The 23,905-nt window shown below is 40.0% G+C and carries 23 protein-coding genes; 1 reads left to right on the top strand and 22 read right to left on the bottom strand.

All coding sequences use genetic code 11. The annotated features are described in order from the left end of the window. Window positions 1-144: 144 nt before the first annotated feature. From ileS to pbp2b, 13 genes are all read right to left on the bottom strand, one after another. The gene (ileS, locus tag HT731_RS05030; RefSeq protein WP_173277923.1) at window positions 145-2,937 is read right to left on the bottom strand and encodes an isoleucine--tRNA ligase; all 2,793 of its coding nucleotides are present in this window, start codon (window positions 2,935-2,937) and stop codon (window positions 145-147) included. Window positions 2,938-3,189: 252 nt separating this feature from the next. Beyond that, window positions 3,190-4,071 carry a DivIVA domain-containing protein gene (locus HT731_RS05025; protein WP_345889926.1) on the bottom strand — a complete coding sequence of 294 codons (882 nt, stop codon included), beginning with the start codon at window positions 4,069-4,071 and terminating at the stop codon, window positions 3,190-3,192. A gap of 8 nt (window positions 4,072-4,079) precedes the next feature. Next, the gene (locus tag HT731_RS05020; RefSeq protein ID WP_140834556.1) at window positions 4,080-4,865 is read right to left on the bottom strand and encodes an RNA-binding protein; all 786 of its coding nucleotides are present in this window, start codon (window positions 4,863-4,865) and stop codon (window positions 4,080-4,082) included. Continuing rightward, window positions 4,862-5,125: a YggT family protein gene (locus HT731_RS05015; RefSeq protein WP_000576506.1), complete on the bottom strand. Its 264-nt coding sequence runs from the start codon at window positions 5,123-5,125 to the stop codon at window positions 4,862-4,864. The genes HT731_RS05020 and HT731_RS05015 overlap by 4 nt, the downstream gene beginning before the upstream one ends. Next, on the bottom strand, window positions 5,125-5,670 hold the full coding sequence (locus tag HT731_RS05010; RefSeq protein WP_173277920.1) for a cell division protein SepF: 546 nt from the start codon (window positions 5,668-5,670) through the stop codon (window positions 5,125-5,127). The genes HT731_RS05015 and HT731_RS05010 overlap by 1 nt, the downstream gene beginning before the upstream one ends. 9 nt (window positions 5,671-5,679) lie before the next feature. Beyond that, window positions 5,680-6,351 (bottom strand): YggS family pyridoxal phosphate-dependent enzyme, encoded by a 672-nt coding sequence (locus tag HT731_RS05005; RefSeq protein ID WP_173277918.1) that lies wholly within the window; start codon window positions 6,349-6,351, stop codon window positions 5,680-5,682. A 4-nt stretch (window positions 6,352-6,355) separates the two neighbouring features. Next, complete coding sequence (ftsZ, locus tag HT731_RS05000; protein WP_173277917.1) at window positions 6,356-7,615, bottom strand: cell division protein FtsZ; 1,260 nt, start codon at window positions 7,613-7,615, stop codon at window positions 6,356-6,358. A 16-nt stretch (window positions 7,616-7,631) separates the two neighbouring features. Further along, window positions 7,632-9,005 (bottom strand): cell division protein FtsA, encoded by a 1,374-nt coding sequence (gene ftsA / locus HT731_RS04995; RefSeq protein ID WP_000090387.1) that lies wholly within the window; start codon window positions 9,003-9,005, stop codon window positions 7,632-7,634. Window positions 9,006-9,224: 219 nt separating this feature from the next. Next, window positions 9,225-9,929 carry a TIGR02206 family membrane protein gene (locus HT731_RS04990; RefSeq protein WP_173277915.1) on the bottom strand — a complete coding sequence of 235 codons (705 nt, stop codon included), beginning with the start codon at window positions 9,927-9,929 and terminating at the stop codon, window positions 9,225-9,227. A 94-nt stretch (window positions 9,930-10,023) separates the two neighbouring features. Further along, window positions 10,024-11,397 carry a UDP-N-acetylmuramoyl-tripeptide--D-alanyl-D-alanine ligase gene (gene murF, locus HT731_RS04985; RefSeq protein ID WP_173277913.1) on the bottom strand — a complete coding sequence of 458 codons (1,374 nt, stop codon included), beginning with the start codon at window positions 11,395-11,397 and terminating at the stop codon, window positions 10,024-10,026. 84 nt (window positions 11,398-11,481) lie between these two features. Further along, complete coding sequence (locus tag HT731_RS04980) at window positions 11,482-12,525, bottom strand: D-alanine--D-alanine ligase (protein WP_173277911.1); 1,044 nt, start codon at window positions 12,523-12,525, stop codon at window positions 11,482-11,484. 175 nt (window positions 12,526-12,700) lie between these two features. Next, window positions 12,701-13,297: a recombination mediator RecR gene (recR, locus tag HT731_RS04975; RefSeq protein ID WP_000966748.1), complete on the bottom strand. Its 597-nt coding sequence runs from the start codon at window positions 13,295-13,297 to the stop codon at window positions 12,701-12,703. Between the two features lie 10 nt (window positions 13,298-13,307). Beyond that, entirely contained in the window at window positions 13,308-15,365 is a 2,058-nt protein-coding gene (gene pbp2b / locus HT731_RS04970; RefSeq protein ID WP_173277908.1) for a penicillin-binding protein PBP2B, read from the bottom strand. Between the two features lie 193 nt (window positions 15,366-15,558). On the opposite strand from pbp2b, the gene HT731_RS04965 reads away from it, so the two are divergent. Continuing rightward, window positions 15,559-16,410 carry a MurR/RpiR family transcriptional regulator gene (locus HT731_RS04965; protein ID WP_173277906.1) on the top strand — a complete coding sequence of 284 codons (852 nt, stop codon included), beginning with the start codon at window positions 15,559-15,561 and terminating at the stop codon, window positions 16,408-16,410. A gap of 61 nt (window positions 16,411-16,471) precedes the next feature. Here HT731_RS04965 and HT731_RS04960 read toward each other — a convergent pair whose 3' ends face one another. From HT731_RS04960 to HT731_RS04920, 9 genes are all read right to left on the bottom strand, one after another. Next, complete coding sequence (locus tag HT731_RS04960; RefSeq protein WP_061087703.1) at window positions 16,472-16,822, bottom strand: type II toxin-antitoxin system RelE/ParE family toxin; 351 nt, start codon at window positions 16,820-16,822, stop codon at window positions 16,472-16,474. After that, entirely contained in the window at window positions 16,812-17,099 is a 288-nt protein-coding gene (locus HT731_RS04955) for an XRE family transcriptional regulator (RefSeq protein ID WP_033683246.1), read from the bottom strand. The genes HT731_RS04960 and HT731_RS04955 overlap by 11 nt, the downstream gene beginning before the upstream one ends. Window positions 17,100-17,195: 96 nt before the next feature. Continuing rightward, complete coding sequence (locus HT731_RS04950; RefSeq protein WP_061087702.1) at window positions 17,196-18,080, bottom strand: ROK family protein; 885 nt, start codon at window positions 18,078-18,080, stop codon at window positions 17,196-17,198. A gap of 17 nt (window positions 18,081-18,097) precedes the next feature. Beyond that, the gene (locus HT731_RS04945; protein ID WP_061087701.1) at window positions 18,098-19,015 is read right to left on the bottom strand and encodes a dihydrodipicolinate synthase family protein; all 918 of its coding nucleotides are present in this window, start codon (window positions 19,013-19,015) and stop codon (window positions 18,098-18,100) included. 173 nt (window positions 19,016-19,188) lie between these two features. Then, the gene (locus HT731_RS04940) at window positions 19,189-19,833 is read right to left on the bottom strand and encodes a YesL family protein (RefSeq protein WP_061087700.1); all 645 of its coding nucleotides are present in this window, start codon (window positions 19,831-19,833) and stop codon (window positions 19,189-19,191) included. Between the two features lie 282 nt (window positions 19,834-20,115). After that, window positions 20,116-20,568, bottom strand: a complete 453-nt coding sequence (locus tag HT731_RS04935; RefSeq protein WP_061087699.1) for a YhcH/YjgK/YiaL family protein — start codon at window positions 20,566-20,568, stop codon at window positions 20,116-20,118. A gap of 125 nt (window positions 20,569-20,693) precedes the next feature. Further along, window positions 20,694-21,533, bottom strand: coding sequence for a carbohydrate ABC transporter permease (locus HT731_RS04930; RefSeq protein WP_061759284.1), 840 nt, complete (start codon window positions 21,531-21,533; stop codon window positions 20,694-20,696). A 15-nt stretch (window positions 21,534-21,548) separates the two neighbouring features. Beyond that, window positions 21,549-22,415 carry a sugar ABC transporter permease gene (locus tag HT731_RS04925; RefSeq protein WP_161970153.1) on the bottom strand — a complete coding sequence of 289 codons (867 nt, stop codon included), beginning with the start codon at window positions 22,413-22,415 and terminating at the stop codon, window positions 21,549-21,551. A gap of 154 nt (window positions 22,416-22,569) precedes the next feature. Further along, the gene (locus tag HT731_RS04920; RefSeq protein ID WP_173277904.1) at window positions 22,570-23,898 is read right to left on the bottom strand and encodes an ABC transporter substrate-binding protein; all 1,329 of its coding nucleotides are present in this window, start codon (window positions 23,896-23,898) and stop codon (window positions 22,570-22,572) included. Window positions 23,899-23,905 lie beyond the last annotated feature (7 nt).

Below are 23,905 nucleotides of genomic sequence, written 5' to 3'. Positions count from 1 at the left end.
AGATGGATTCTCCTTTAAATTTTCCGAGGTTTCCCCTCGTTTATCTATTCTATTTTACACAATTTTTCACAAAAAAGCTAGTCAAAACCAAAAAGGAAAGGACTGTTTGGCAGTCCTTTTCCTTCTTAGTATAATACAACAACCTTACTTCTCTTCAAATCCTTCTGCGACTGCATCCGCAAAGTTTTCTTCTACGATGCTTGCACAGTGGTCACAGATGACTGCGTGGTAGCTACGTTCTGCTGTTGTTGGGTCGATACGACGGCAACGGTCACATACTTGGCCTGCAGCACGTTCAACTGTAAAGGCTACATCTTCGAAACTAACGGCAGATTCTGGAGCTGGTCCTTCTGCGATAGTCAATTCAGACACGATCAAAAGTTGAGCTACATTGCTGTTTACTGCTTCGAGTAGAGTTTTCACCACTTCATTTGGATAAACTGTCAAGTGAGCTTCAAGTGATTTACCGATTACTTTTGCATTACGAGCTTCTTCCAAGGCCTTTTGAGCTTGTCCACGGAAGTCCATGAAGGCTGCCCATGTATCCAAGATTTCTTCTTGATTAGCAAAAGTTTCTGCTTCTGGCAATTCTGACAATTGAACGAAGTCTTCAGCTTCAAACTCAAGATATGACCAGATTTCTTCCGCAGTGTGAGGAAGGATTGGTGTCAAGAGTTTGGTGATTTTCACAAGAATATCATAGAAAACAGTCTGCATTTGACGACGTTCCAGTGATTTAGCACCTTCGATATAAACAACGTCCTTAGCAAAATCAAGGTAAAAGGCTGACAAGTCAACGTTGATAAAGTTCACCAAGGCCTTGTAAATTGTCAAGAATTCAAAGTTTGCGTAAGCATCACGAATCGTTTTCACAAGCTGGTTAAAGCGAATCGTCATGTACTTATCAACTGAACGTAGTTCTTCGTAAGCTACCGCATCCTCAGCTGGGTTAAAGTCAGATGTGTTAGCAATCAAGAAACGAAGAGTGTTACGGATCTTACGGTAAGTTTCAGAGACTTGGCTCAAGATATCCATAGAGATACGCACATCGTTGCTTGAGTCCACACTAGTTACCCATAGACGCAAGATTTCTGCACCAAATTGTTTTTCAACATCGCTTGGAGCAATGGTATTCCCAAGAGATTTAGACATCTTCTCACCTTTACCATCCAAAGCAAAACCTTGTGACAAGATTTGTTTGTAAGGTGCCACGCCATGGTTGGCAACAGATGTGATGAGTGAAGAGTTGAACCAACCACGGTATTGGTCAGAACCTTCTAGGTAAAGGTCTGCTGGGTAAGTCAACTCTGGACGGTTTACAACAACCCCATTCCATGATGAACCTGAGTCAAACCAAACGTCCATGATATCAGTTTCTTTCTTGAACTCACCATTTGGTGAACCTGGGTGGCTAAATCCTTCTGGCAAGAGATCCTTAGCATCACGTTCCCACCAAATGCTTGAACCGTGTACTTCAAAGAGTTGAGCCACATGTTCAATAGTTTCAGCAGTCATGATAGCTGTACCGTCTTCAGCGTAGAAGATTGGAAGTGGAACACCCCAAGCACGTTGACGAGAGATAACCCAGTCGCCACGGTCACGGATCATATTGTAAAGACGGACTTTACCCCATTCTGAGTGGAATTTCACCTTTTCAATTTCATCCAAGATTTCTTGGCGGAATTTAGAAACTGAGGCAAACCATTGTGGTACTGCACGCCAGATGATTGGTTTCTTAGTACGCCAGTCAAATGGATATGAGTGAGAGATTTCTTCTTGGGCAAGAAGGAGGTTACCAAGTTTCTCGATAACAGTTGGAACTACCTTTTCATAGAATTGACCTTCAAACTCAGCACCAGCATTAGCCATCATGATACCGCGTTCATCAACAGTGACCGCAACTTCAAGACCATTAGCAATACCGACATTGTAGTCGTCTTCACCAAAACCAGGGGCTGTATGGACAATACCAGTACCAGAGTCAGTGGTAACGTGATCACCAAGGATAACCAATTCATCTACAGCTGTATCCCATGGGTGTTCTGTTACGATGTGGTTGAGTTCTTGACCACGGTAAGTTGCCAAAACTTGAACATCAGCCCAGCCAAATTTCTCAGACAAGCTAGTCAACAATTCTGCAGCAACCACAAACTTACGAGTTTCACCAGCAGGTTGAACCAAAACGTAATCAATATCCGCTCCAACAGTCAAACCACGAGAAGCTGTAATGGTAAATGGAGTAGTTGTCCAGACAGCGATGTAAGTATCTGTATCTAGAACACCTTTGCCATCTTTTACCTTATTGGCATAGTAAAGGGAAGTTGAAACCAAGTCATGGTATTCAATCTCCGCTTCCGCAAGGGCTGACTCAGATGACCAAGACCAGTAAACTGGTTTTGCACCACGGTAGATATAACCTTTATTAGCCATCTCACCGAAGACACGGATTTGGGCTGCTTCATAATCAGGAGTCAAAGTCACATATGGATTTTCCCAGTCACCAGAAACCCCCAAACGTTTAAAGTCTTCACGTTGTTTATCTACTTGAGAAAGAGCGTATTCACGGCAAAGTTTCAAGTACTCAACCAAGTCCATTTCTTTGCGTTTAACACCTTGTTTTGCCAAAACTTGCTCGATTGGCAGACCATGAGTATCCCAACCTGGGATAAATGGTGCATAAAAACCTGACATTGATTTTGAGCGAACAATGATATCTTTTGAAATCTTGTTCATAGCATGTCCAACGTGGATATTTCCGTTCGCGTATGGAGGGCCATCATGCAAGGTGAAATGAGGTTTTCCTTGGTTCAATTCTTGACGACGTTGGTAAAGTTTTGCATCTTCCCATTCCTTTTGCCAAACTGGCTCTTTGGTAGGAAGGCCTGCACGCATTGGGAAAGCTGTTTTCCCAAGGTTAAGGGTATCTTTGAGTTTCATGGTATCTCCTTTATAAATAATAACAAATTAAAAACCACGACTGCCAAAAAGGACGAAAATCGTGGTACCACCTTTGTTCGGAAAAAGATCTAGTCTTTCTCCCTCTTTTCCCGTAACGTGGGGAACGTCAAATCTTACTAGCTTCAGACTTGAGTTTTTGAGAGGATAATCTTATCATTAGGGAATGCAGGACTCACACCATCTCCTACTCGCTGGAAATATAAGGATAAGATATTGTTCTCACATCGTTTCTTATAAAATTGTAACAGATTCTTGCGGTGCCACAAAACCTGGTTCTGAGTTTACAGCTTCAGTAGCTGGTGTTGGGCCTGAGTAATGGCTTGGGACTACTTCTGGCTCTTCATACATTGGACCAACTGGATGAGCAGGCTCTTCTTCAATTTGAGGACTCACTACAGGAGTTGGATTTTCCACTTCCTGTTTAGCCTGAGCTTCAAATTCAGCCAATTCTTTATTGGCTGCCTCAATACGAGCTTGTAACTCTGCCATTTCTGCCTGAGAAAATTGACGTGTCATATCAATTGGTTCTTCCTCAATTGGAGCTGGAATCGGTTCTCCAAGCACTTCGCTAACCACTTCTTTAAAGGCTTCATCACTGGTTTGAAGATAAGTAGCTGTTGGACGAAGAATATCTTCCCAATCTGAAGATTCAACAATTGCTAACTGGCTCTCAATTGTAGATTTAAGACGTTGGTGGAAGACACGACTCTTGTTCTTCAATTCTTCTGTTTCAACAGCAACTTTCTTAGCATTATCAGTTGCGTGACGAAGAATTTCATTTGCCTTGTACTTAGCTTCTTCCAATAAACGTTGTGCATCTTGCTCTGCTTGATGGATAATATTGTTTGAACGTTCAGATGCAGCTTGTTTTACTCGTTCAGCTGTATCTTGGGCAATCAATACAGACTGGCTCAATGAATCTTTCATCTCATCAAAATAAGACAAACGATCTTCTAAACTCTTAATATGTAAATCCTTATCATGATTAGAGCGGACTAAATCTTCATAATCACGGACTACAATATCTAAAAACTCATCTACTTCTTCTGGATCAAAACCTCTAAAGCGTGTGCTAAAGGTTTTATCTTTGATTTCTAACGATGTAATTGGCATATTTTTCCTCACTTACTTAATAACAACTGGACTGTTATTTTTTTCTTCTCTTTTTTCGTTTGTCCCTTATCTTGAAGCAACCTCAGACGCCCAAATTTTCTAACACTAATCAAGTCTCCAACTTGAACAGTATAATCTGATTTGTCTACCATATGATAATTTACTTGGACAAGTTTCTTATCAATCAACTGGTTTGCTTGATTTCTAGATAGTTTTAAAACATTTGATAAAAGAACATCTAATCTAAAACTAGACACGCATAAATCCAGCTCTCTATACTGTTCTAGCTTATCTATTTTCTCGGTGAAAGGACGTTCCTCCAGCGAAACGGGTATACGGCCAATTTTCTTTAATCCATCTTGAAAGAGAAGAAGAAACTGCTGATTAATCATAATCTGCGCCCGTTCTTCATCTACTAGGATATCTCCAAAAAGTTTCCGTTCAATCCCTAATTGATTGATGACTGTCCCTAAAATCTTAGCATGCGTTAAGTGTTCAAATTTATTGGAATACACAATTTCCTGGAGAGACATTTCAAAATCTGAAAACTCTGGCTGGAAATAATCTGGGTATAATAAAACTCGAACATACTCACTTGAGACGAATTCCCCACTACTACTACAAGCAAGATCATAGGTTTTGGCTAAAATTTTTAATAGCTTCTCCTGATGAGGATTGATAAAAGGAGTTAAAAAAGGAGCATAGCTATCTTCTACCTTCTTTATCCATTCCATTCCCTTATCAAGAAAGGGACGATCTTCTATAGAGAAATGCTGGTAAATCCCTTTATTCATCCTATCATCGCCAGAAAACGCACTAAGTTTTCCCCTAAAAACCGAACCAAAACAATCGCAACCCAAACAGATAAATCTAGACCTGCTATCTGTAAAGGCAGGCGTTGCAAAGGAGCAAGCACTGGTTTTACCAATGCCACAATCCAACGACCCAAACTTGATTCGTAGGCGCCTGGAAACCAAGACATGACAGCAAAGGCTACCAAAATCAGGGAGTAAATATCCACTGCATTATAAATCAGACGAATTAAAAAAATCATTATCGTCCTCTATTTCGTCTCATATCAAAATCAAACTCACCCTGTTGATCTTCATCTGGTAAACGAATATCTTCAACATTTACAATAACATTCACTGGTGTCAACAGGTACATGGTAGAAGCTACCTTTTTCAAATTTCCAGCTAGAACATGGCAAGCTCCATCCAGATAATCTAAACAACGACGAGCTTGCACTTCAGTCATATATTGAAAATCAATCAAAATACTTTCGTTTCCTGCTAATAAATCAACAATTTCTATCGCATCTTCATATTTTCTAGGGTAACGAACATCGATTGTTACTTTTTCAGTAGAATGCTGACTTTGCTTGGCTAACTCTTGTTGACGTGCATGCAGTCTAGTAATATTAGCTTCTTTTGTACTACTTGTGCTTGTGCGTGGTATTTGATTTGTTGAAAGAGCCTTGTCCTGTGTAGAATTTATTGGAGTCAAAATGGGCTCATCTCGTTTTTCATTAGGGAGACTTAAATCCTCATCCTCCGTAAAATAATCTATAAATCTATCGAATCTATCTTTTAAAGACATGGTTCTCTCCTACTTAAAAAATGCTGTACCTATGCGAACAAAGGTGGAACCGAATTGAATCGCTTCTTTATAATCACGACTCATTCCCATACTTAACTCGGTCATAGGCATCTTTGGAATTTGTTTTTCTTGGATTTCTTTTTGTAAATCTTGAGTCGCCTTGAAAATTGCTTTCAACTGTTCACTGCTAGCCTCAAATGGCGCCATTGTCATCAAACCAACATATTCAATCTTATCTAGTTTGGCTAACTCTGGCAAGACTTCCAATAATTCTTCTCTCGAAAAGCCGTGTTTACTTTCTTCGTTAGAAATATTTACTTGAAGGAAACACTTGATGACTCGGTCACTTCTTTTTTGGATTTCCTCTGCTAGCTTTACTGAATCCAATGCATGGAAATAATCAACGTATTGAATGACATCTTTCACCTTACGTCTTTGCAAGGTACCAATCAAATGCCAAGTCACATCTCGATCTTTTAAAGCTTGATATTTCTCTAGAAACTTATCTACACGATTTTCACCGATATGATGAACCCCTAGCGGAAGCAAGGCTTCCGCTGTCGGTACATCTACATACTTGGTAACTGCAATGACAGAGACTGAGTCACTCTCGCGATGAGCACTCAGACTTGCTTCTGCGACTTCTAGAAAAACACGTTCTGTATTTTCTTTTACATTCATTTACTTAACGATTTTTGAAAAATGGAGGTGTATCCAACTCATCTTCATCTTGTGAATTTGGAATTTCAAAACGTTCTACCGGTGACACTACTGAATCAGTCGGACGAACAATTGTCTCGCGACGTAAATCCCAATCACCAAAAGCAGATCCTTGAGCTTGTTCCGAGCGACGTTGATTTTGCTTTGGCAATTCAGCCGTTTCTGCCATATCAAAATGACGATCAAATCCATGTGAATGAGCTGGTCTCACTGTCTCACGGTAGTTGGTAGTAGGTCTAGCTTGTGGAGCCACAACCTTCTCTACACGATCTTGACGAACACCCGTTGCAACAACTGTTACACGGATCTCATCACGCATACTTTCATCAATTGAAGTACCGAGCCAGATGTTTACTCCTTGTCCTGCTGCTTGGTTCACAATTTGTGAAGCCTCTTCTGCCTCAATCAAGGTTAAGTCAAGACCACCAGTTACGTTGACAATCACATCTTCTGCTCCATCAATTGTTGTTTCAAGAAGTGGAGAGTAAATTGCCTTACGTGCTGCTTCTACCACACGTTCTTCTCCACTACCGATACCAATACCCATAAGAGCATTCCCTTTATTTGCCATAACTGTTTTCACATCGGCAAAGTCAAGGTTAATCAATCCTGGATTGGTAATCAAATCGGTAATTCCTTGAACACCTTGACGAAGAACGTTATCTGCCTCGCTAAGAGCTTCAAGAAGTGGAGTCTTCTTATCAACAATCTCAAGTAAGTTGTTGTTCGAGATAATCAATAGAGTATCTACATGCTCACGAAGTTGATTGATTCCTTCTACAGCAAATTGTCCACGTTTGCTTCCTTCAAAACCAAACGGACGTGTTACAACACCAACTGTAAGAGCACCTAAATCTTTTGCAATACGAGCAATAACAGGGGCAGCTCCAGTTCCAGAGCCTCCTCCCATACCAGCAGTGATGAAGACCATATCTGCGCCACTGATAGCTTCAGTCAGTGTTTCTTCGCTTTCTTCAGCAGCTTTACGACCAACCTCAGGTTGACCTCCTGCACCCAAACCGCGAGTCAATTTAGGTCCTAACTGAATAACAGTCTCAGCTTTTGTACTGCTCAAGGCTTGCACATCTGTATTTGCTGCGATAAATTCTACGCCTGTAACACCTTCGTCGACCATACGGTTGATGGCATTGCCACCACCTCCACCGACACCAATTACTTTAATCACTGCACCTTGGGCAGCAGCTGTATCAAATGAAAATGTCATAATTTATTTTTCCTCTTTATTCGTCAAACATGCTTCCGATCAAGCCACGGAAACGATCTGCTAATTTCGGTTTATTTTGTGAAGTCTGTTGAAAATCTGCAACTTGTTCTGCAGGAGCTACAGGTTCTACTTCTGGAGTAGGAGCTGGTTGAACAGTAGTTGATTGAACAAACTGAGCTGTTTTCTGAATCATTCCCCCAAAACTGAGCGGTTGTTGGAATAATCCTTCATCACCCTTGACTGCTCGTTGAGCCAAGAGATGTACTTCTGTCAATTGTCCCGCGAATTCTGACAGACTAATCACATGCGCAAAAGCCGGATTACGAATTCCAACTTGGTTTGGAACATAGAGTTTCACACGAACACCAAAAACTTCTTGAGCAAGCTCCACAATACCCGGTAAAATAGCCGTTCCACCAATCAAAACAATGCCACCAGGAAGATCCAATAAATGTCTTCTGTCTAAGTCTTGTTTGATTTGTTCAAAAATATGCTTAATTCGTGCAGAAATAATCTCTGACAAGTAATTTTCTGTTACTTCAACAGGTTCTACTTCCCCAATCACTTCGACTTGGAATGTTTCTTTACTTGCGAGAGGAGGATAAGCCTCTCCATAGTTTAATTTCAAACCTTCAGCTAGTTTTTGTGATGTCTTCAAGACTTTAGAGATATCCTTAGTTACATAATCTCCACCTTCTTGAAGAATATTTGTAAACTGGAGTTCTTGGTTACGGATTGTAGCAACAGTTGTTTGACCTGCTCCCATATCAATCACAGTAGCTCCAAATTCACGCTCTCCTTCGTTCAAGACTGAACGAACCAAAGCCAATGGTGAAATAATAATATTTTCAACCTGAACACCTGCACGCTCAACTGTCTTACGTAAATTGTGAAGAATAGTACGTGGACCTGTGTAAAGCAAACCACGCATTTCAAGACGAACACCCATCATGCCACGCGGGTCACGAATACCTTGGAAACCATCTACGATAAATTCTTCTGGAATAAAAGTAATGACTTCACGATCTGGTGTCATACTCTTTGTCAAAGCTGATTTGACAACATTTTCGACATCTTGGTCTGTAATTTCTTTTGTATCAGATGTAACTGGAATCATTCCCTGAGTTGGTTCTACCTGTAAGAGATTAGCTGGTAAACCAACATTTACTGATTTAATTGAAATGCCTGCTTTTTCTTCCGCTTGGGAAATTGCTGATTTGATAGCAGTTGCTGCTGCATCAATATCAACAATAATTCCATCCTTTACACCTTTACTTTTGGCATTACTCACGCCAATTACATTTAATTCACCATTTCTCTGCTCGGCTACAAGCACCTTGACAGAGCTTGTTCCAATATCTAGACCTGTAAAAAAGCCTTCTCTAGCCATTACATCGCATCCTCTCTATCTTCCAAGTTTCTAACTTCGTAATATTCAATAGCTAAACGTAGGCATAGCTATTCACAGAATATTATAACACAAAAAATCTCATCGTGCTCAGTTTTTTCCTAAATTTACCAGCCAATTTTTTAGTTTTTCTGTTCAGAAATTCATTCACTGTAAACTTTGTCAACAATCTGTCTATTGTACAAAAAAGAAAGCTCATTTCTAAGCTTTCTTTGCAATCATTTTTTCTGCTTCTTGTTCTAAAAATAGTTCCAAGATTTTCTTTGTCAATGTAATCGCCGCTGCCAAGGCCAGAGAAACGATTAAATAATTAGCTACTAAGCCGTGATCTCCAACCAATGGCGGTTTTGTCAAGAATCCGTAATCACCACCTGTTACCAAATTGACCACAAAAATCAAGGCATTTAGGGCAAAGGTCATGAGAAAAATTCCCTTCACATCCAACAATCGCGCATTATAGTGTCTCAATAGATAAACTAGAGAGTTCCCCAAGAGTGCTAAATGCCCAAAGATAAAGGACAAAATCGCAATATGGGGGAAAGGATAAGCATCTGGCACTGGATAAACAAAGGCTGCTAATGTCCCAAATGTTCCTAGTAATGCAAAATACTGCCTATATTTAGACTGACCAGGAAGCAAAAGCACCACAAACATAGCCATACGGCAATGGTAAAAAGGTAGGCTTTCTGACAGCGGCATATGGTTGACCCCATACCAACCATAAAGTAGGATCAACTGAACTGCCTGCAAGATTTGGAAAAATCGTTGGTAAGCCTTCATTTCACGATAGCGATAGGCTGTATAGAAGGTCAAACCCAAGAGTGTAAATATACTGACATACCAAAAAAGATCAAACTTGGGTGGCTCTGTTGCTTGGGTCGTAAAGAAAATATCCCATAAATTCATCTAGTCTTCCTCATGATTCAAAATTTTCCTGCATTTTATTATACCATGCTACTTAAGAAAAATGGATTTAGAAATACGTAAATGTTTGACAAAATTACTTGTCTTCAGTTTCTAAACTTTCTACTAACTTGGCTAGATTCATAGAGTTAGAGCCTTTGAGCAAGATTTGGTCATTAGCTCCTAGACTTTCCTTGACCTGCTTAACTAGGTCTTCAAATTGGTCTTGGTCTTCTGTTTTTTTGAAGTAATAAACATGGCCGATTGGGAACATTTGACTGGCCAATTGGGCTAATTCAGCAATGTCTTCTCCATAGAAAATAAGGGTATCAAGCACATCTGGCGAAAGGCTCAAGATCATCTGATTATGAAGTTGAACAGACTGGTCGCCCAGTTCCTTCATATCCGCCAACACTGCAATTTTCTTGCCACCTTCATTGGCTGGAATAGCAGAGAAAGTCTCTAAAATTAATTTCATAGCAGTCGGATTGGCATTGTAAACATCTGATAGGATATCTGCTCCATTGGATGCTTTCTTCCACTCGGTACGGTTACGCGTCAATTCAAGATTTTGGAAGGCCTGACGAATCTGCTCCTCTGAAACTCCTTCTTGTAGGGCAACATAGGACGCAATCATAGCATTGGTGGCATTGTACTTACCAGTCACTGGCAAATCAAGGGCTTGTTCCAAGAAATTAGCCTTAAAGGTCAGACTGTCCTTGCGCTCAATCAAGTCTGTGACTTCCAGCTCTGTTCCCTGACCAAAACGAATCACCTTCTTATCCGTAGGCAAGTAGTCCTCTACAATAGGGTCAGCTGGCGCCAAAAGTAAAGAACCTGAAGCCATGCCATCAGCAATTTGCATTTTTCCTTTAGCAATCTCAGAACGGTCTTTGAAAAAGGCCAAATGGGCTTCTCCAACCAAAGTTACGATGGCTGTTTTTGGACGGGCCAATTCAGACAAGAGACGAATATCTCCCAAGTGATCCTGCCCCATCTCCAAGACCAACTTTTCTGTTCCTTCAGGCATATGGAGAACTGTATAAGGAAGGCCAATCTCGTTATTGTAATTGCCTTGTGTTTTGTAGGTTTTGTAGGTTGTTGATAGCAAATGCGCCAACATATCCTTGGTCGTCGTCTTACCATTTGAACCCGTTACAGCAAAGACATCAACAGCTGTTTTCTCAAGATAGTAGGCAGCTAGTGATTGAAAGGCAGCCAAAACGTCGTCTACTAGAATGTAGGGGTGATTTGCGACCTCTTTCTCAGACAGGGTTACTACTGCACCATTTTCAAAAGCTGTTTCGATAAAGTCGTGACCATCACGCGCACCTTTGAGTGGCACAAATAAATCTCCAGTCCCAATCAAACGACTGTCAAACTCAGCTTTCTCTAACTGGGTGTCCTCAAAGATGCTGATATCATTTTTAGCTCCTACAACTTGAGCCACTTCATGGATTGTTAATTTCATTTCTACTCCTTTAAAAAGGGTCGAAGCTCGAGAACTCTAGTCACCTTGCAGTGATGGTTCTGGCTCCTACCCTCTCTTTCATTTTTATAGCAAATGCGCTTCGCGCTTGTCAAAACTTTCCTTGGCAAGATCAACCAATCGCTCGATTAAGTCTGGGTAGCTAATTCCCATATTGTCCCAAAGAAGTGGATACATAGACCACTGGGTGAATCCTGGCATGGTATTGAGCTCGTTGAGGAAAACCTCTCCCTTATCTGTATAGAAGAAATCGCAACGAGAGAGACCGAGCCCACCAATGGCACGGAAGGCTGTTTCTGCATTTTGGCGCATGACAGCTACTACATCATCACTGATGTTGGCTGGGATGTCCATAGTAATCTTGTTGTCAATATACTTGGCATCGTAGTCATAAAAGGCAACATCCTTGACTACTTCCCCTGGCAACGTGCTTTTGACATCGTAGTTACCCAAGAGACCAACCTCGATTTCACGGGCATTCACTCCTTGCTCAACCAAGACACGGCTGTCATATTGGAAGGCAAGTTTCAAGGCTTGACGGAGTTCTTCTTGATTTTCAGACTTAGAAATACCGACACTAGAACCCATGTTTGATGGTTTTGTGAAAACTGGATAAGTCAATTTTTCTTCCACTTCAGCGATTTTAGCAGTCACATCGTCCCCTTCAACGATAGCCACATAAGGAACTTGGGCAATGCCAGCAGATTCTAAAACACGCTTGGTCGTGATTTTATCCATGGCAAGACTAGATGATAAGATATTACAGCCGACATAAGGCATTTTCAAAACTTCAAGGAATCCTTGAACAGAGCCATCTTCTCCCATCGGACCGTGAAGAACTGGAAAGACCACTGCACCTTCTTCGTAGATAGCACTTGGAGCAACTTTCTTATCCCAATCAATGGTTTCATTGGTCATGAGACGGTCCTCTTGACCAGGAGTCTGGCTAAATTCCTGAGTTTTGATAAAGTCACCAGACTGGCTAATGAAGAAAGTCTTGACTGTGAAACGATCGTAGTTGACCGCACGCATGACACTCTCAGCTGAAAGGACAGAGACTTCACGCTCTGCACTACGCCCACCATATAAAAGAATAATCGTTTGTTTCATTTTATTTGTTCCAATTCTAATAGAATACTCGTTCTTTAGTATATCATATTTGCTTCTTTTTTGAAACTTGAACCCGATACTGGTCTTAAAGTAATCTAAAAAGAGACCGATAAAACAAATATCGATCTCCTTGATTTTTTGTATAAATGAATTTAGTTTATTAATTTATCTAGACTTACAGCTCTGTCCGATTTTCAATGGCTCGTAAGAGTGTAACTTCGTCCGCATACTCGATATCTGCCCCCACAGCAAGACCTCGTGCCAGACGCGTAACCTTAATACCAGCTGGCTTGAGTAAGCGTGAAAGATACATGGAAGTCGCTTCCCCATCTGCCGTGGCATTGGTTGCTACGATGACTTCTGAAACCTCACTATCCATGAGACGAGTCATGAGGCTCTTGAGATTGATATCATCTGGGCTGATGCCATTCATGGGGGAAATCAGGCCATGCAAAACATGATAAAGTCCATGATATTCTTGGATATTTTCCATGGCCGCCACATCACGACTATCCTCTAGCACCAAAATCGTTGTCTGGTCACGACTTGGATCGGTACAGATGGAGCATGGATCATCATCGGTCAAGCGACCACAGATGGAACAATAGGTCAGCTCTCTCTTAGCAGAAAGGAGATTTTTTGCAAATTCATTGACGTCGTCATCAGACATGCCAATGGTATAAAAGGCCAAACGCGTAGCCGTCTTAATCCCGATACCTGGTAACTTAGAATAACTGTCAATTAGCTTGGCGATAGGTGTTGGATAAAGCATAAATTCCTTTCTAATTCATTGGATGGTATTTTTGATACAGATTGATAATATCACGCGCAATGGACGGTCCTACACCATTTGTTAGATTGGTATTATGAGGAAAGACCACTGCCACAGCAATTTGGGGATTATCAGATGGGGCATAGGCCACCGCATTGGTATTGGTTGCTTGCTGACCATCTGCCACATAACTTTCGGCTGTACCCGTTTTTCCGCTAATAGATACCAAGGCACCATTTGAAAAGGCACGACCAGTTGTCAATCCACTAGTCCCATGGGCAACCTGATAAAATCCTTGTTGCAAGATACTCATATCGGAGTCAGAAATATTGACCTTGTTCATCTCTGTCGGTTTCAGTTGCTGAATCAAGTCGCCCAGTCCTCCCTTATCATTATTTCCATAAATACCTTCAACAATACGAGGAGCCACACGAACTCCATTGTTAGCAATAGTTGCCACATACTGAGCCAACTGCATCGGCGTATAGTTATCAAATTGACCAAATGAATTCGTAATATAATTAGCTAGATCATAATCTTTAGGAATAAAGCCAGTAGATTCATCTGGTAAATCAATACCTGTAGCTGATCCCAAACCATACTCACCAAAGGTTGAGCGTAATTTCCCCATAGCTGATCCTAAGTTTCCAATTCCTGCAATCATATTCGGTTGATAAGTTAATCCCATGATTCCTAAAGCCGTTTGGACCATATAGGTATTGGATGAATACTCCAAGGCTTGAACAGCTGTAATCGGCATCGGACCAGAAAAAGCTGTATACCAAGAATTGATAGGGGGTGAGCCTTGAAAAATAATTGACTGGTCTGTCAAAGTTTGATTACCAGATAGCACACCATTTTCCCAACCAGAACTAATAGTTGCCGCTTTTACAACCGAACCTGGGACAAAGACATTGGTTATCGTTCCCAAGGAATCCGATGTTAACTCGCCTGTTTTCAAGTCATGTTTGATCCCTGACATGGATAAAACAGCACCTGTTTTGGGATTAAGGGCGACTGCATACACGCCTTCAGAATACTTGGCCCCACCATTTCCCAACTCTGAATTGAAATAACTTTTCAGCAAAGCATCTACACTATCTTGGAAGGCCAAATCAATGGTCAGTTTAATATTATTCCCTTTAGTACCAGCTTCGATATTTTCGACACTTTCCATGTTACCGTACTTATCTAGATGAATTTCTTTCACCGAGCGTTTTCCTTGTAAGGTTTCCTCGTATTGTTTTTCCAGGTAAGAAGTCCCAACACGGTCATTAAGAGAATAACCTTTTTTAAGATAGGCATCCGCTTCTTCCGCTGGGAGACCAGCTTTTTCACTCGACACACTACCAATTATAGAGGAAAGGGAAGTTTCTAAAACTTTTCTTTCCCAAGAAGTAGAAATACTGATACCAGGTAATTTCTTGGAAGCGGAGGCAATCAGAGCAATCTGGGTATCTGTCAAAGAATCCGTCACAATGCTTCCTGTCGCAAAGTTTCCAACCGCATTTAACTGACTAAAAAGATAGACTTCTTTCTTTTCATCCTCTGTATAGTTTAGTTGACTCGCTTGGACACTATCGACCGCATTGTTATACAGTTCTGATTCGGATAGACGATTGCCATCTGAATCCAAGCGTTTCTCACCTGGGAGAGCCTCCACTGTTTTTTTATAGATTTCAGGATCAGCCAAATAGTAATCAGCCAACTGGCGTTCTGTCAAATTGGGCGAACTGATACTCACATATCCAAGCAACTGACTAGCGATTTCTTTCAGATCTTTAGCCGTCATTTTATTACTACGCGTAAAGGAAACAACCTGCTTTAACGTATTTTCTACCAAAGGTTTTCCACTAGCATCATAGATTTCCCCACGGGCAGAACTGGTTGTGACCTTGGTCTGACTAGCTGAGGCTAGCTTTTTTTCGTAAAAATCCTTGTTCAAAACCTGCATATACAACAAACGACCAATAATGGTCATAAAGAGTAAAATGACGATTGAAAACAATAAATTAAGCCGAATCGGAATCGAGTGGCTGTTAAATTTTCTCATACAAATCAGTCTCATTTCTAACTTAAAATCTTACTCTTCATTGTACCACAATTTGAGCAGAAAATTATGGAAAAGCAAGAAGCTTTTTTTCGTTTTTACGGCAAGATACGTTTTTATTTATTCATCCCTATATTATATGTTATAATGAATGTAAAAGTTCAATAATCTAGTCTTTTTCCAACACGACTCATTTAAAGGAGCCTTCCCTATGGACAAACCAGATATCGCAACTGTCATTGATTCACATTTTGAAGAAATGACAGACCTAGAGCAAGAAATCGCTCGCTATTTTTTGCAAGCTGAAACGATTACAGATGATTTATCTTCTCAACAAGTCACTCAAAAATTACATATCTCTCAGGCCGCACTAACTCGCTTTGCTAAAAAGTGTGGCTTTACTGGCTACCGAGAATTCATTTTCCAATACCAACATCAGGCAGAAAATCAAGCCAACCAAGTCTCCAAGCACAGTCCACTGACCAAACGAGTCCTCAGAAGCTATAGCAATATGAGGGAACAGACACAAGACTTGATTGACGAAGTCCAACTAGAACGAATTGCCCAATTAATCGAAGATGCTGAGCGTGTCTACTTCTTCGGAACAGGGAGTTCTGGCCTTGTTGCTCGTGAAATGAAATTGCGCTTCATGCGTCTGGGTGTGGTCTGCGAGGCCTTGACCGATCAAGACGGCTTTGCTTGGACAACCAGTATTATGGACGAAAATTGTCTAGTACTCGGTTTCTCACTTTCTGGTACAACACCTTCTATTTTAGATAGTCTATTAGACGCTAAGGATATGGGGGCAAAGACTGTACTTTTTACAAGTGTTCCCAATAAAGATAGTCAGGCCTATACAGAGACTGTTCTTGTAGCCACCCACAGCCAACCCTCCTACATCCAACGAATATCCGCTCAACTTCCTATGCTCTTCTTTATCGATTTGATTTATGCCTACTTTTTGGAAATCAATCGTGAAAGCAAGGAAAAAATCTTTAATAGCTACTGGGAAAATAAGAAACTCAACGGCTATCGTAGACAAAAACGTATAAGAAAATCCTAGTTTAGCTCAGCCAAACTAGGATTTTTATTCATCACCAAACATACCTCTTCAAGATTATGAATCAGTCGTATCTTGACTTAGTCTTGAATAATTTCATGTAATCACTTTTTGAAGGGAGTAAATAAGCAAGTCTGACGGTATCCTCAACAATTGTATATAATACGATGTAATCCTTACTCAAGGTCAATCCTCGCGTTTGGTAGCGAGGGTCTAATTTCTTACCAAATTTTTCATCGGCATCAAATCCAGCTTGGGGGAAAATTTCTAGACGATTAATATCTTTTCTGATACTCGCCACTTTTCTTCTCGCAGCCTCTACAAAACCGATTTCCTCCGCTATATACTGATATATTTTATCCAGACTATCAATCACTCTAGGAGAATACAAAATCCTATATTTTTTATAATCCATAGCGTGTCACGACATCCTCATCTGTCAAGTAATTTCCAGCCTCAATCTTGGCATAACTTTCTTGAACTTCTGCTTGTAATTGTCTAAACAAATACTCCTTCTCTAATTCCTCTTCACTCAGTAAATCTACTCCATTTGTTACGACAACATTCTTTAAAAATAATCTGAGTGCTGATGAAAGAGAGAGATTTTGTTCTTTTAACACTTCCATAGCATCGTTTACCAATTCTCTATTAGCTTGGAAGGTTACCATTTTACTTGAATTCGCTATAGCCATTTTATATAATTCCTTTATATATTTTTTTTATTATCTCACAATTATAAAGAAAGTCAAGGGAACTTGATTAGAAAATCCTAGTTTGGTTAAACCAAACTAGGATTGTTTTGTTTTAAAGTGATAATAAGCACCCAACATACCTGCCGTATTTTGATGATGAGCAAATTCTAATCGTGTTTTTTCTGCTAAACTTGGTACCAAAGCCTCTTTCAAGGCTGTACGGATCTTAGGTTTGAGGATAGCCTCTTGCCCCATGATACCACCACCGAGAATGACCACTTCTGGATTGGCAACGTAGCAAATATTTGCCAGACCTTTCCCAAGGTAATCTACCATGCGGTCAATGCCTTCCATGCAGATTTTGTTTCCTTCAGTAGCTTCCTTAAAAATACGTCGACCATTCCACTGGTCAACTGGATCTCCATGACCTGCTGCTACATACTCAACCAAGGCTGTTGTAGAAGCCAAATCTTGGAACGCTCCATCCTGCATATGCATATAACCAACTTCACAGGCTGAATTGCTAAATCCATGGAAAACTTTCCCATCCATAATCAAACAACCACCGATACCGGTTCCAATAGTCAAGCAAAGAGTGACACTCGCTCCCTTACCTGAACCAGATACTGCCTCAGCTAGACCTGCACAGTTGACATCATTTTCAATCTCACAAGGAATAGTAAAGCTAGTCTCGATTTCCTTTTTGAACTGGGTACCTGCATAGTTAGGGATTTGAGGACCAGCATAGAAGATTTCACCCTTGTCTGGATCCACCATCCCAGCAGAAGAAATGGCAACACCTGCTACTGGGCCTTTTTCTAAATAGCTGGCTACAATATCTTTGGTCTTTTGTAAGATATGAGGTCCACCCTGATGCGCTTCTGTTGGCATTTCATGCGATTCAACAAGTTGGCCTTCTTGGTCGATCAAGCCATATTTGATGTTGGTTCCACCGATATCAATTGCAACGTAGTGTGTCATAAATACCTCCTTATAGATTAGAGGAAGCGCTCCTTGGTTTCACGAATCAAGGCTGCAGCTGCTTCCACAACTGGACGATCTTCTTCAGTCACTGGTGTCAAAGGTGAACGAACAGATCCAATATTAAGTCCTTCATTGATCTTCAAGACTTCTTTAATGACACCATACATATTTCCATGTGCAGAAGTGAGTTTACCAATGATAGCGTTGATAGCGTATTGTAATTCACGCGCTGTTTCCAAGTCTTTATCCGCAATCAATTGGTTAAGTTTCAAGAAGAGTTCTGGCATAGCACCGTAAGTACCACCGATACCAGCCTTAGCACCCATGAGGCGTCCTCCTAGGAACTGCTCATCTGGACCATTAAAGACGATATGGTCTTCTCCACCAAGGCTAACAAAAGTTTGGATATCTTGAACTGGCATAGAAGAGTTCTTCACACCGATAACACGAGGATTCTTCAACATTTCAGTATAAAGACTTGGAGTCAAAGCAACACCTGCCAATTGAGGAATGTTGTAGATAACATAGTCTGTATTTGGAGCTGCAGAACTAATATCGTTCCAGTATTTGGCAACTGAGTATTCTGGCAAGCGGAAGTAAATTGGTGGAATCGTTGCAATGGCATCTACTCCCAAGCTTTCAGCATGGCGAGCTAGTTCCATACTATCTTTAGTATTATTGCAAGCAACATGGGCAATAATAGTTAATTTACCTTTGGCAACTGCCATGACTTCTTCCAAAATCAACTTGCGGTCTTCAACACTTTGGTAGATACATTCACCAGAAGAACCATTGACATAAAGACCTTGAACACCTTTATCAATAAAGTATTGAACCAAGGAACGCGTACGTTCTGGACTTACTTCTCCTTGTTCATCATAACATGCGTAGAAGGCTGGAATGATACCTTCGTATTTTTTCAAATCTGACATAGATTTTCTCCTATTATTTTTATTTTCTGCTAAAGCAGATTCTTTCTTTACTTCTTTAGTATACACTTTACCGAAAAGGCTTTCAATATTTTGTAGACACTTAGATTTTAGTTTCTTGCTTATAGAATAGCGTTTGGAGCGTTTGAAAGTAGTTTCAGAAATAATTGCAACCCTTACTCATACTTAGCAAATAGCTTTTCCATCACTCCTACTTGTAAAAAAGCAAGAAGTCCAAAACCAAAGAGAATAAAAGCTGATCCTCCCAATAGAAGGGTAAAGGCTGATAGATATAGAATCATCAAAATCAAAAAGATAGTTGCGATCATCAAGATAAACCAAGGAGCGTTAAAACTAGCCAACATCAGTCCTTTTTGAAGAATTTCTTTCCAAGATAGGTCATAACGTGCCGCGATAGGGTAACTAGCCAACATCACAATGGTGAGGAAGATAAGAATACCTAGACAAATAGCTTTCACCAATTGGAAGGGCAGAGCTGTTTGACCCCAGAAAAGATAGAGATCTGAAAGAGTTAGAAATACAATTCCTAATTCTAACATCCCCAACTGAAAACCTAGTTTCAGGTTTTGCCTAAAAACTCTTAGATAGGTTCTAAAAACTGGAACACGTCTACTTTGCTTGATTTCAAACATTGTCTGATAGAGACTAATTTTGGCTACTCCAATCGTTACGATTGGCAAACAAGTTACTACAAAGAGAAGATTGACTGTTACAATATCTAAAACCTTCTCACTAATTCGCATTAGAAAATTATCTGTATCAAATGCAGCCTTGATGAGACTTCTTCCTTTTTGTGACATCTTTTACTCCCCCTATAATTTATATCACTTGCTAAATCATTCCGATTTATCAATTGATAAGATTCAACTCTTAAACTCAATTTTCAAAAGTGTTCAATAATACTCAATGAAAATCAAAGAGCAAACTAGGAAGCTAGCCGTAGGTTGCTCAAAGCACTGCTTTGAGGTTGTAGATAAGACTGACGAGATCAGTCACATATATATTCCAAGGCGAAGCTGACGCGGTTTGAATTTGATTTTCGAAGAATATAAGATAGTCATCAGCTATCTCGATCTATCATTCTAATCAATTAAAATTTTAAACAAATACTTGCGAACTTGATCTTCCATACCTGCATAACCATTTGGTTGATGTGGCTCTCCTGGGAAGAAAATCGCAAAATTGTGATACCCCAACAAGAGTGGGTAGTGTTCATGACAATGGACAAAACCAATATCACTTGTTTCGTCAAATGCTACTGCTTCATCTTTGATACGTGAACCGTAGCTCGAATATTCATGCCCTTCTACCAATAAATGCAAGTCTGCATAGTTCTTGTGATGTTCAAACTGGTCATTTTCAGCTTTATTTAGGACATTTTCTTGAACAACTAGAAAAACCTTGTCACCATCAATATCATATTTTCCTAACTCGAATGAATCTTTACGATGTTCATAAAGATAATCAATTGCCTTGTCAAGATTGGGATGAATCCCTTTATAGAAGCTAATATTTTTCAAATCGTCAAAAATCATTATTTTCTCCTTTAAAAATCGTCATTAAGCGATTAAAACTAACACCTCCAACAGTGTCATTTACTGTCGGAGGCTTTTAGATAGTGCTAGCAATAGCCAATTGATACTGTAAAAGAAATCGTTTCTTATCCTTTAACAGCTCCCATAGTAATACCTTGTGTGAAGGATTTTTGGAAGACTAGGAAGACTGTTACGATTGGCACTGCAGCAAGAGCTGCACCTGCCATGATTAAACCATAGTTGGTTGCCATTTCGGCTTGCATGGTCGCAACACCGAGTGAAATAGTCAAATTGTTACGTGAAGTCAACATAACCAACTGCATGAAGTAGTCGTTCCAAGTATTGATGAAGGTAAAGATTGCAAGAGCCGCAAACCCTGGTTTTACAATTGGGAAAGCTACGCTCCAGAAAGTACGAATCTCACCACAACCATCAATTTTAGCTGATTCAAGCAACTCTGTTGGAATATTTTCACTAAATTGTTTCATAAGGAAAACCCCAAATGGCCATCCAATCAAAGGCAAGATAACTGCCCAGAGAGTATCGTGGATTCCCATGAAGTTGACGATACGTACCAATGGTACAAGGACAACTTGTTTTGGAAGAGCCATAGCAGCAATAAAGATTGCAAAGAGGATACGTTGACCATAGAAACGTTTTTTAGCCAATACATAACCTGCTAGAGATGAAGTTGCACAGACTAAGAACATAGTTACCAATGAGATAAATACTGAGTTCCACATCCATTGCATAGCAGGGTTTTGCACCATGAGTTGTTGGAAGTTTTCCATGGTTGGCATTTTAGGGAACCACTGTGGTGGAATTACGATTGTATCAGGTTGTGATTTAAATGCCCCTGTCAAAATCCAGTAGAATGGAAAGATGAACAGCACGGTCAATAAGAGCAAAATGATTGTTGAAATAACAGTAAAGGCTGTTAATGGTTTCTTTTGTGTAGATTGCATAGCTGTCTCCTTTCTTTAATATTCTACGTCGTTTCCGAGTGCTTTAAATTGAACAAAGCTTACGATAGCAATCATGACTGCCAAGAAGACACCAATTGTGTTGGCATAACCATATTCTGTCAATTGGAAGGCTTTTTCGTATAGGTAGTACATCAAGGTACTTGTTGAGTAGTTTGGCCCACCAGATGTCAAAAGCTGAATCAAGGCGAAAACTTGGAATGAGTTGATTGTTGTGATGATTGCGATATAAAGAGTTGTTGGAAGAAGGCTTGGCCATTTAATCTTCCAGAAAACTTGAAATTCAGTTGCACCGTCTACACGAGCCGCTTCAACCAATGAATTGTCAATATTCCCCATAGCAGCTATGTAGAGGATGATTGGTTGACCAACTGAAGTTGTCAAGAGGATAATCATAATTGCCAGCAATGCCCAGTGTTTGTCTCCCAGCCATGAAATATTTTGAGTAATAATATGGCTTGATTTAAGCACAAAGTTCAAGATACCTGATAGTGGGTCATAGATCCATTTCCATACAACCGTTACGGCAACACTACCTGTTACGACAGGAAGGAAAAAGACAAAACGGTAGAAGGATCTGGCAATAGCATTTTGATGGTAGGTTTGCGACGCCACAAAGAGCGAAAAGAGAACAACAATCGGTACAGATCCAACAACCAAAATAACTGTGTTAATCAGAGATTTTGTAAAGACAGGATCTTTAAACATACGGATATAGTTATCTAAGCCCACAAATTCAAAACTAGTCATAGAGTAGTTAAAGAAACTTGTGATAAAGCCCATAATCATTGGTACTAAAACGAAGACAATGAAGAAGAATAAAACTGGCGCTAGGAAAGCATAAGAAATAATAGTTTCTCTCATACGAATTTTATTAACTTTCACTATCGGCACCTCTCTTTCCTTTTCTTTTATTGATAATCTCCTAAGAGAATGATGATTTACCTTTTAAATAAAAGCCCCCTTTTCTTACACAAGCGTGCAAAGGGAAAAGGGGCTACAAAATCTAGTTTAGGGTTTATTGTTTAGTAGCTTTTTTGATAGTTTCGTTTGCTTTTTCAGTAAATGCTTTCAATGCATCAGCTGGTTTTTGATCGCCATTTGAAACTGATTGCAACATTGGGAACCATAGAGTTCTCATTTCTGCAAAACCATCAATTGTATTGTAGTATGGTGAGTAGTACTTAGTCCAAGCACCGATTGTTTCCATACGTTTGTCATCATAGAGTTTACCAAATGATGTACGAACTGGGAATGCTCCTGTACGAACAACATCTTTTGGACCCCATTCTTTATCATCAGCGATGAATTGAACAAATTTCTTAGAAGCAGCAATTTTCTTGTCGTCTTTGTTGTTAAATACTGCAAATCCGTTTACAAGGTATTCAAGAGCTGGTTTACCAGAATCAGATGGGAATGGTACTTCTACCACTTCTACTTTACTTGCTTCCAATAGTTTAGCTTGGATACCATTTTGAGATGGTGCCCAAAGAGTAGTGTATGATGTTTGGCCGTTAGCAAAGTTTTGGATATCTGCTCCACCATCAAATTGTGAACCATTATTCAACAAACCATCTTTAATCCAGCTAGTTGCTTTTTCAAGACCTTTAACGAATTTAGGATCATCAGTTGTATACTTAGTAACATCTTTATCAGTTACAGAAGCACCATAAAGGTTTGAAATGAAGGCACGTGTTCCTTGGTCTCCCCCTTGACCTGAACTGAACAATGAACCTGGTGTATAGCCTTTAGCTTTGAGTGCTTTCAATACTTTTTCAAAGTCGTCTGTTGTCCAGCCTTCTTTTACAAGATTCGCAACTCCAGCTTCTTCCAACATTTTCTTGTTCATAGCCATGTAGAATGGTGCTGAACTGATTGGATACATATAAGCTTTATCGCCAGCTTTACTTGCTTTTACAATATTTTCATTGTTAACATCTTTAACAAAGTCGTCTGTAAAGAGGTCGTTCAAGTCAGCCAATTTTCCATTTTTACCGTATTGGATGATACGTCCTGGTGCGTCAAAGAGGACGTCAGGAGCTGTACCTGCTTCGATAGCTGTAGTGATTTTTTCTGGACCTGACTTAAAGTCGATAGTTTCCAATTTCACTTTAACATCTGGGTTTGCTTTTTCAAAGGCTGCGATGATAGATTTTTCATAAGTTCCAACACCATCACCAGTTTTTTCTTGAGTGAAGACTGGGAATGCCCACCAAGTGATTTCTGTTTTTCCGCTATCGCTACCCGATTTTGCAGCATCTTTACTTCCGCCAGAATTTCCACAAGCAGCAAGACCAAGAATCGCAGCACCCGCAAGCACTGTACAAGCTAGTTTTCTAAATTTCATTTGTATT

The sequence above is a fragment of the Streptococcus sp. k-163 genome (assembly GCF_013277555.1).
Classification (GTDB): domain Bacteria; phylum Bacillota; class Bacilli; order Lactobacillales; family Streptococcaceae; genus Streptococcus.
The sequence above is the reverse complement of the archived record's forward strand: the minus strand, read 5'-3'. Positions and strand labels throughout refer to the sequence as shown.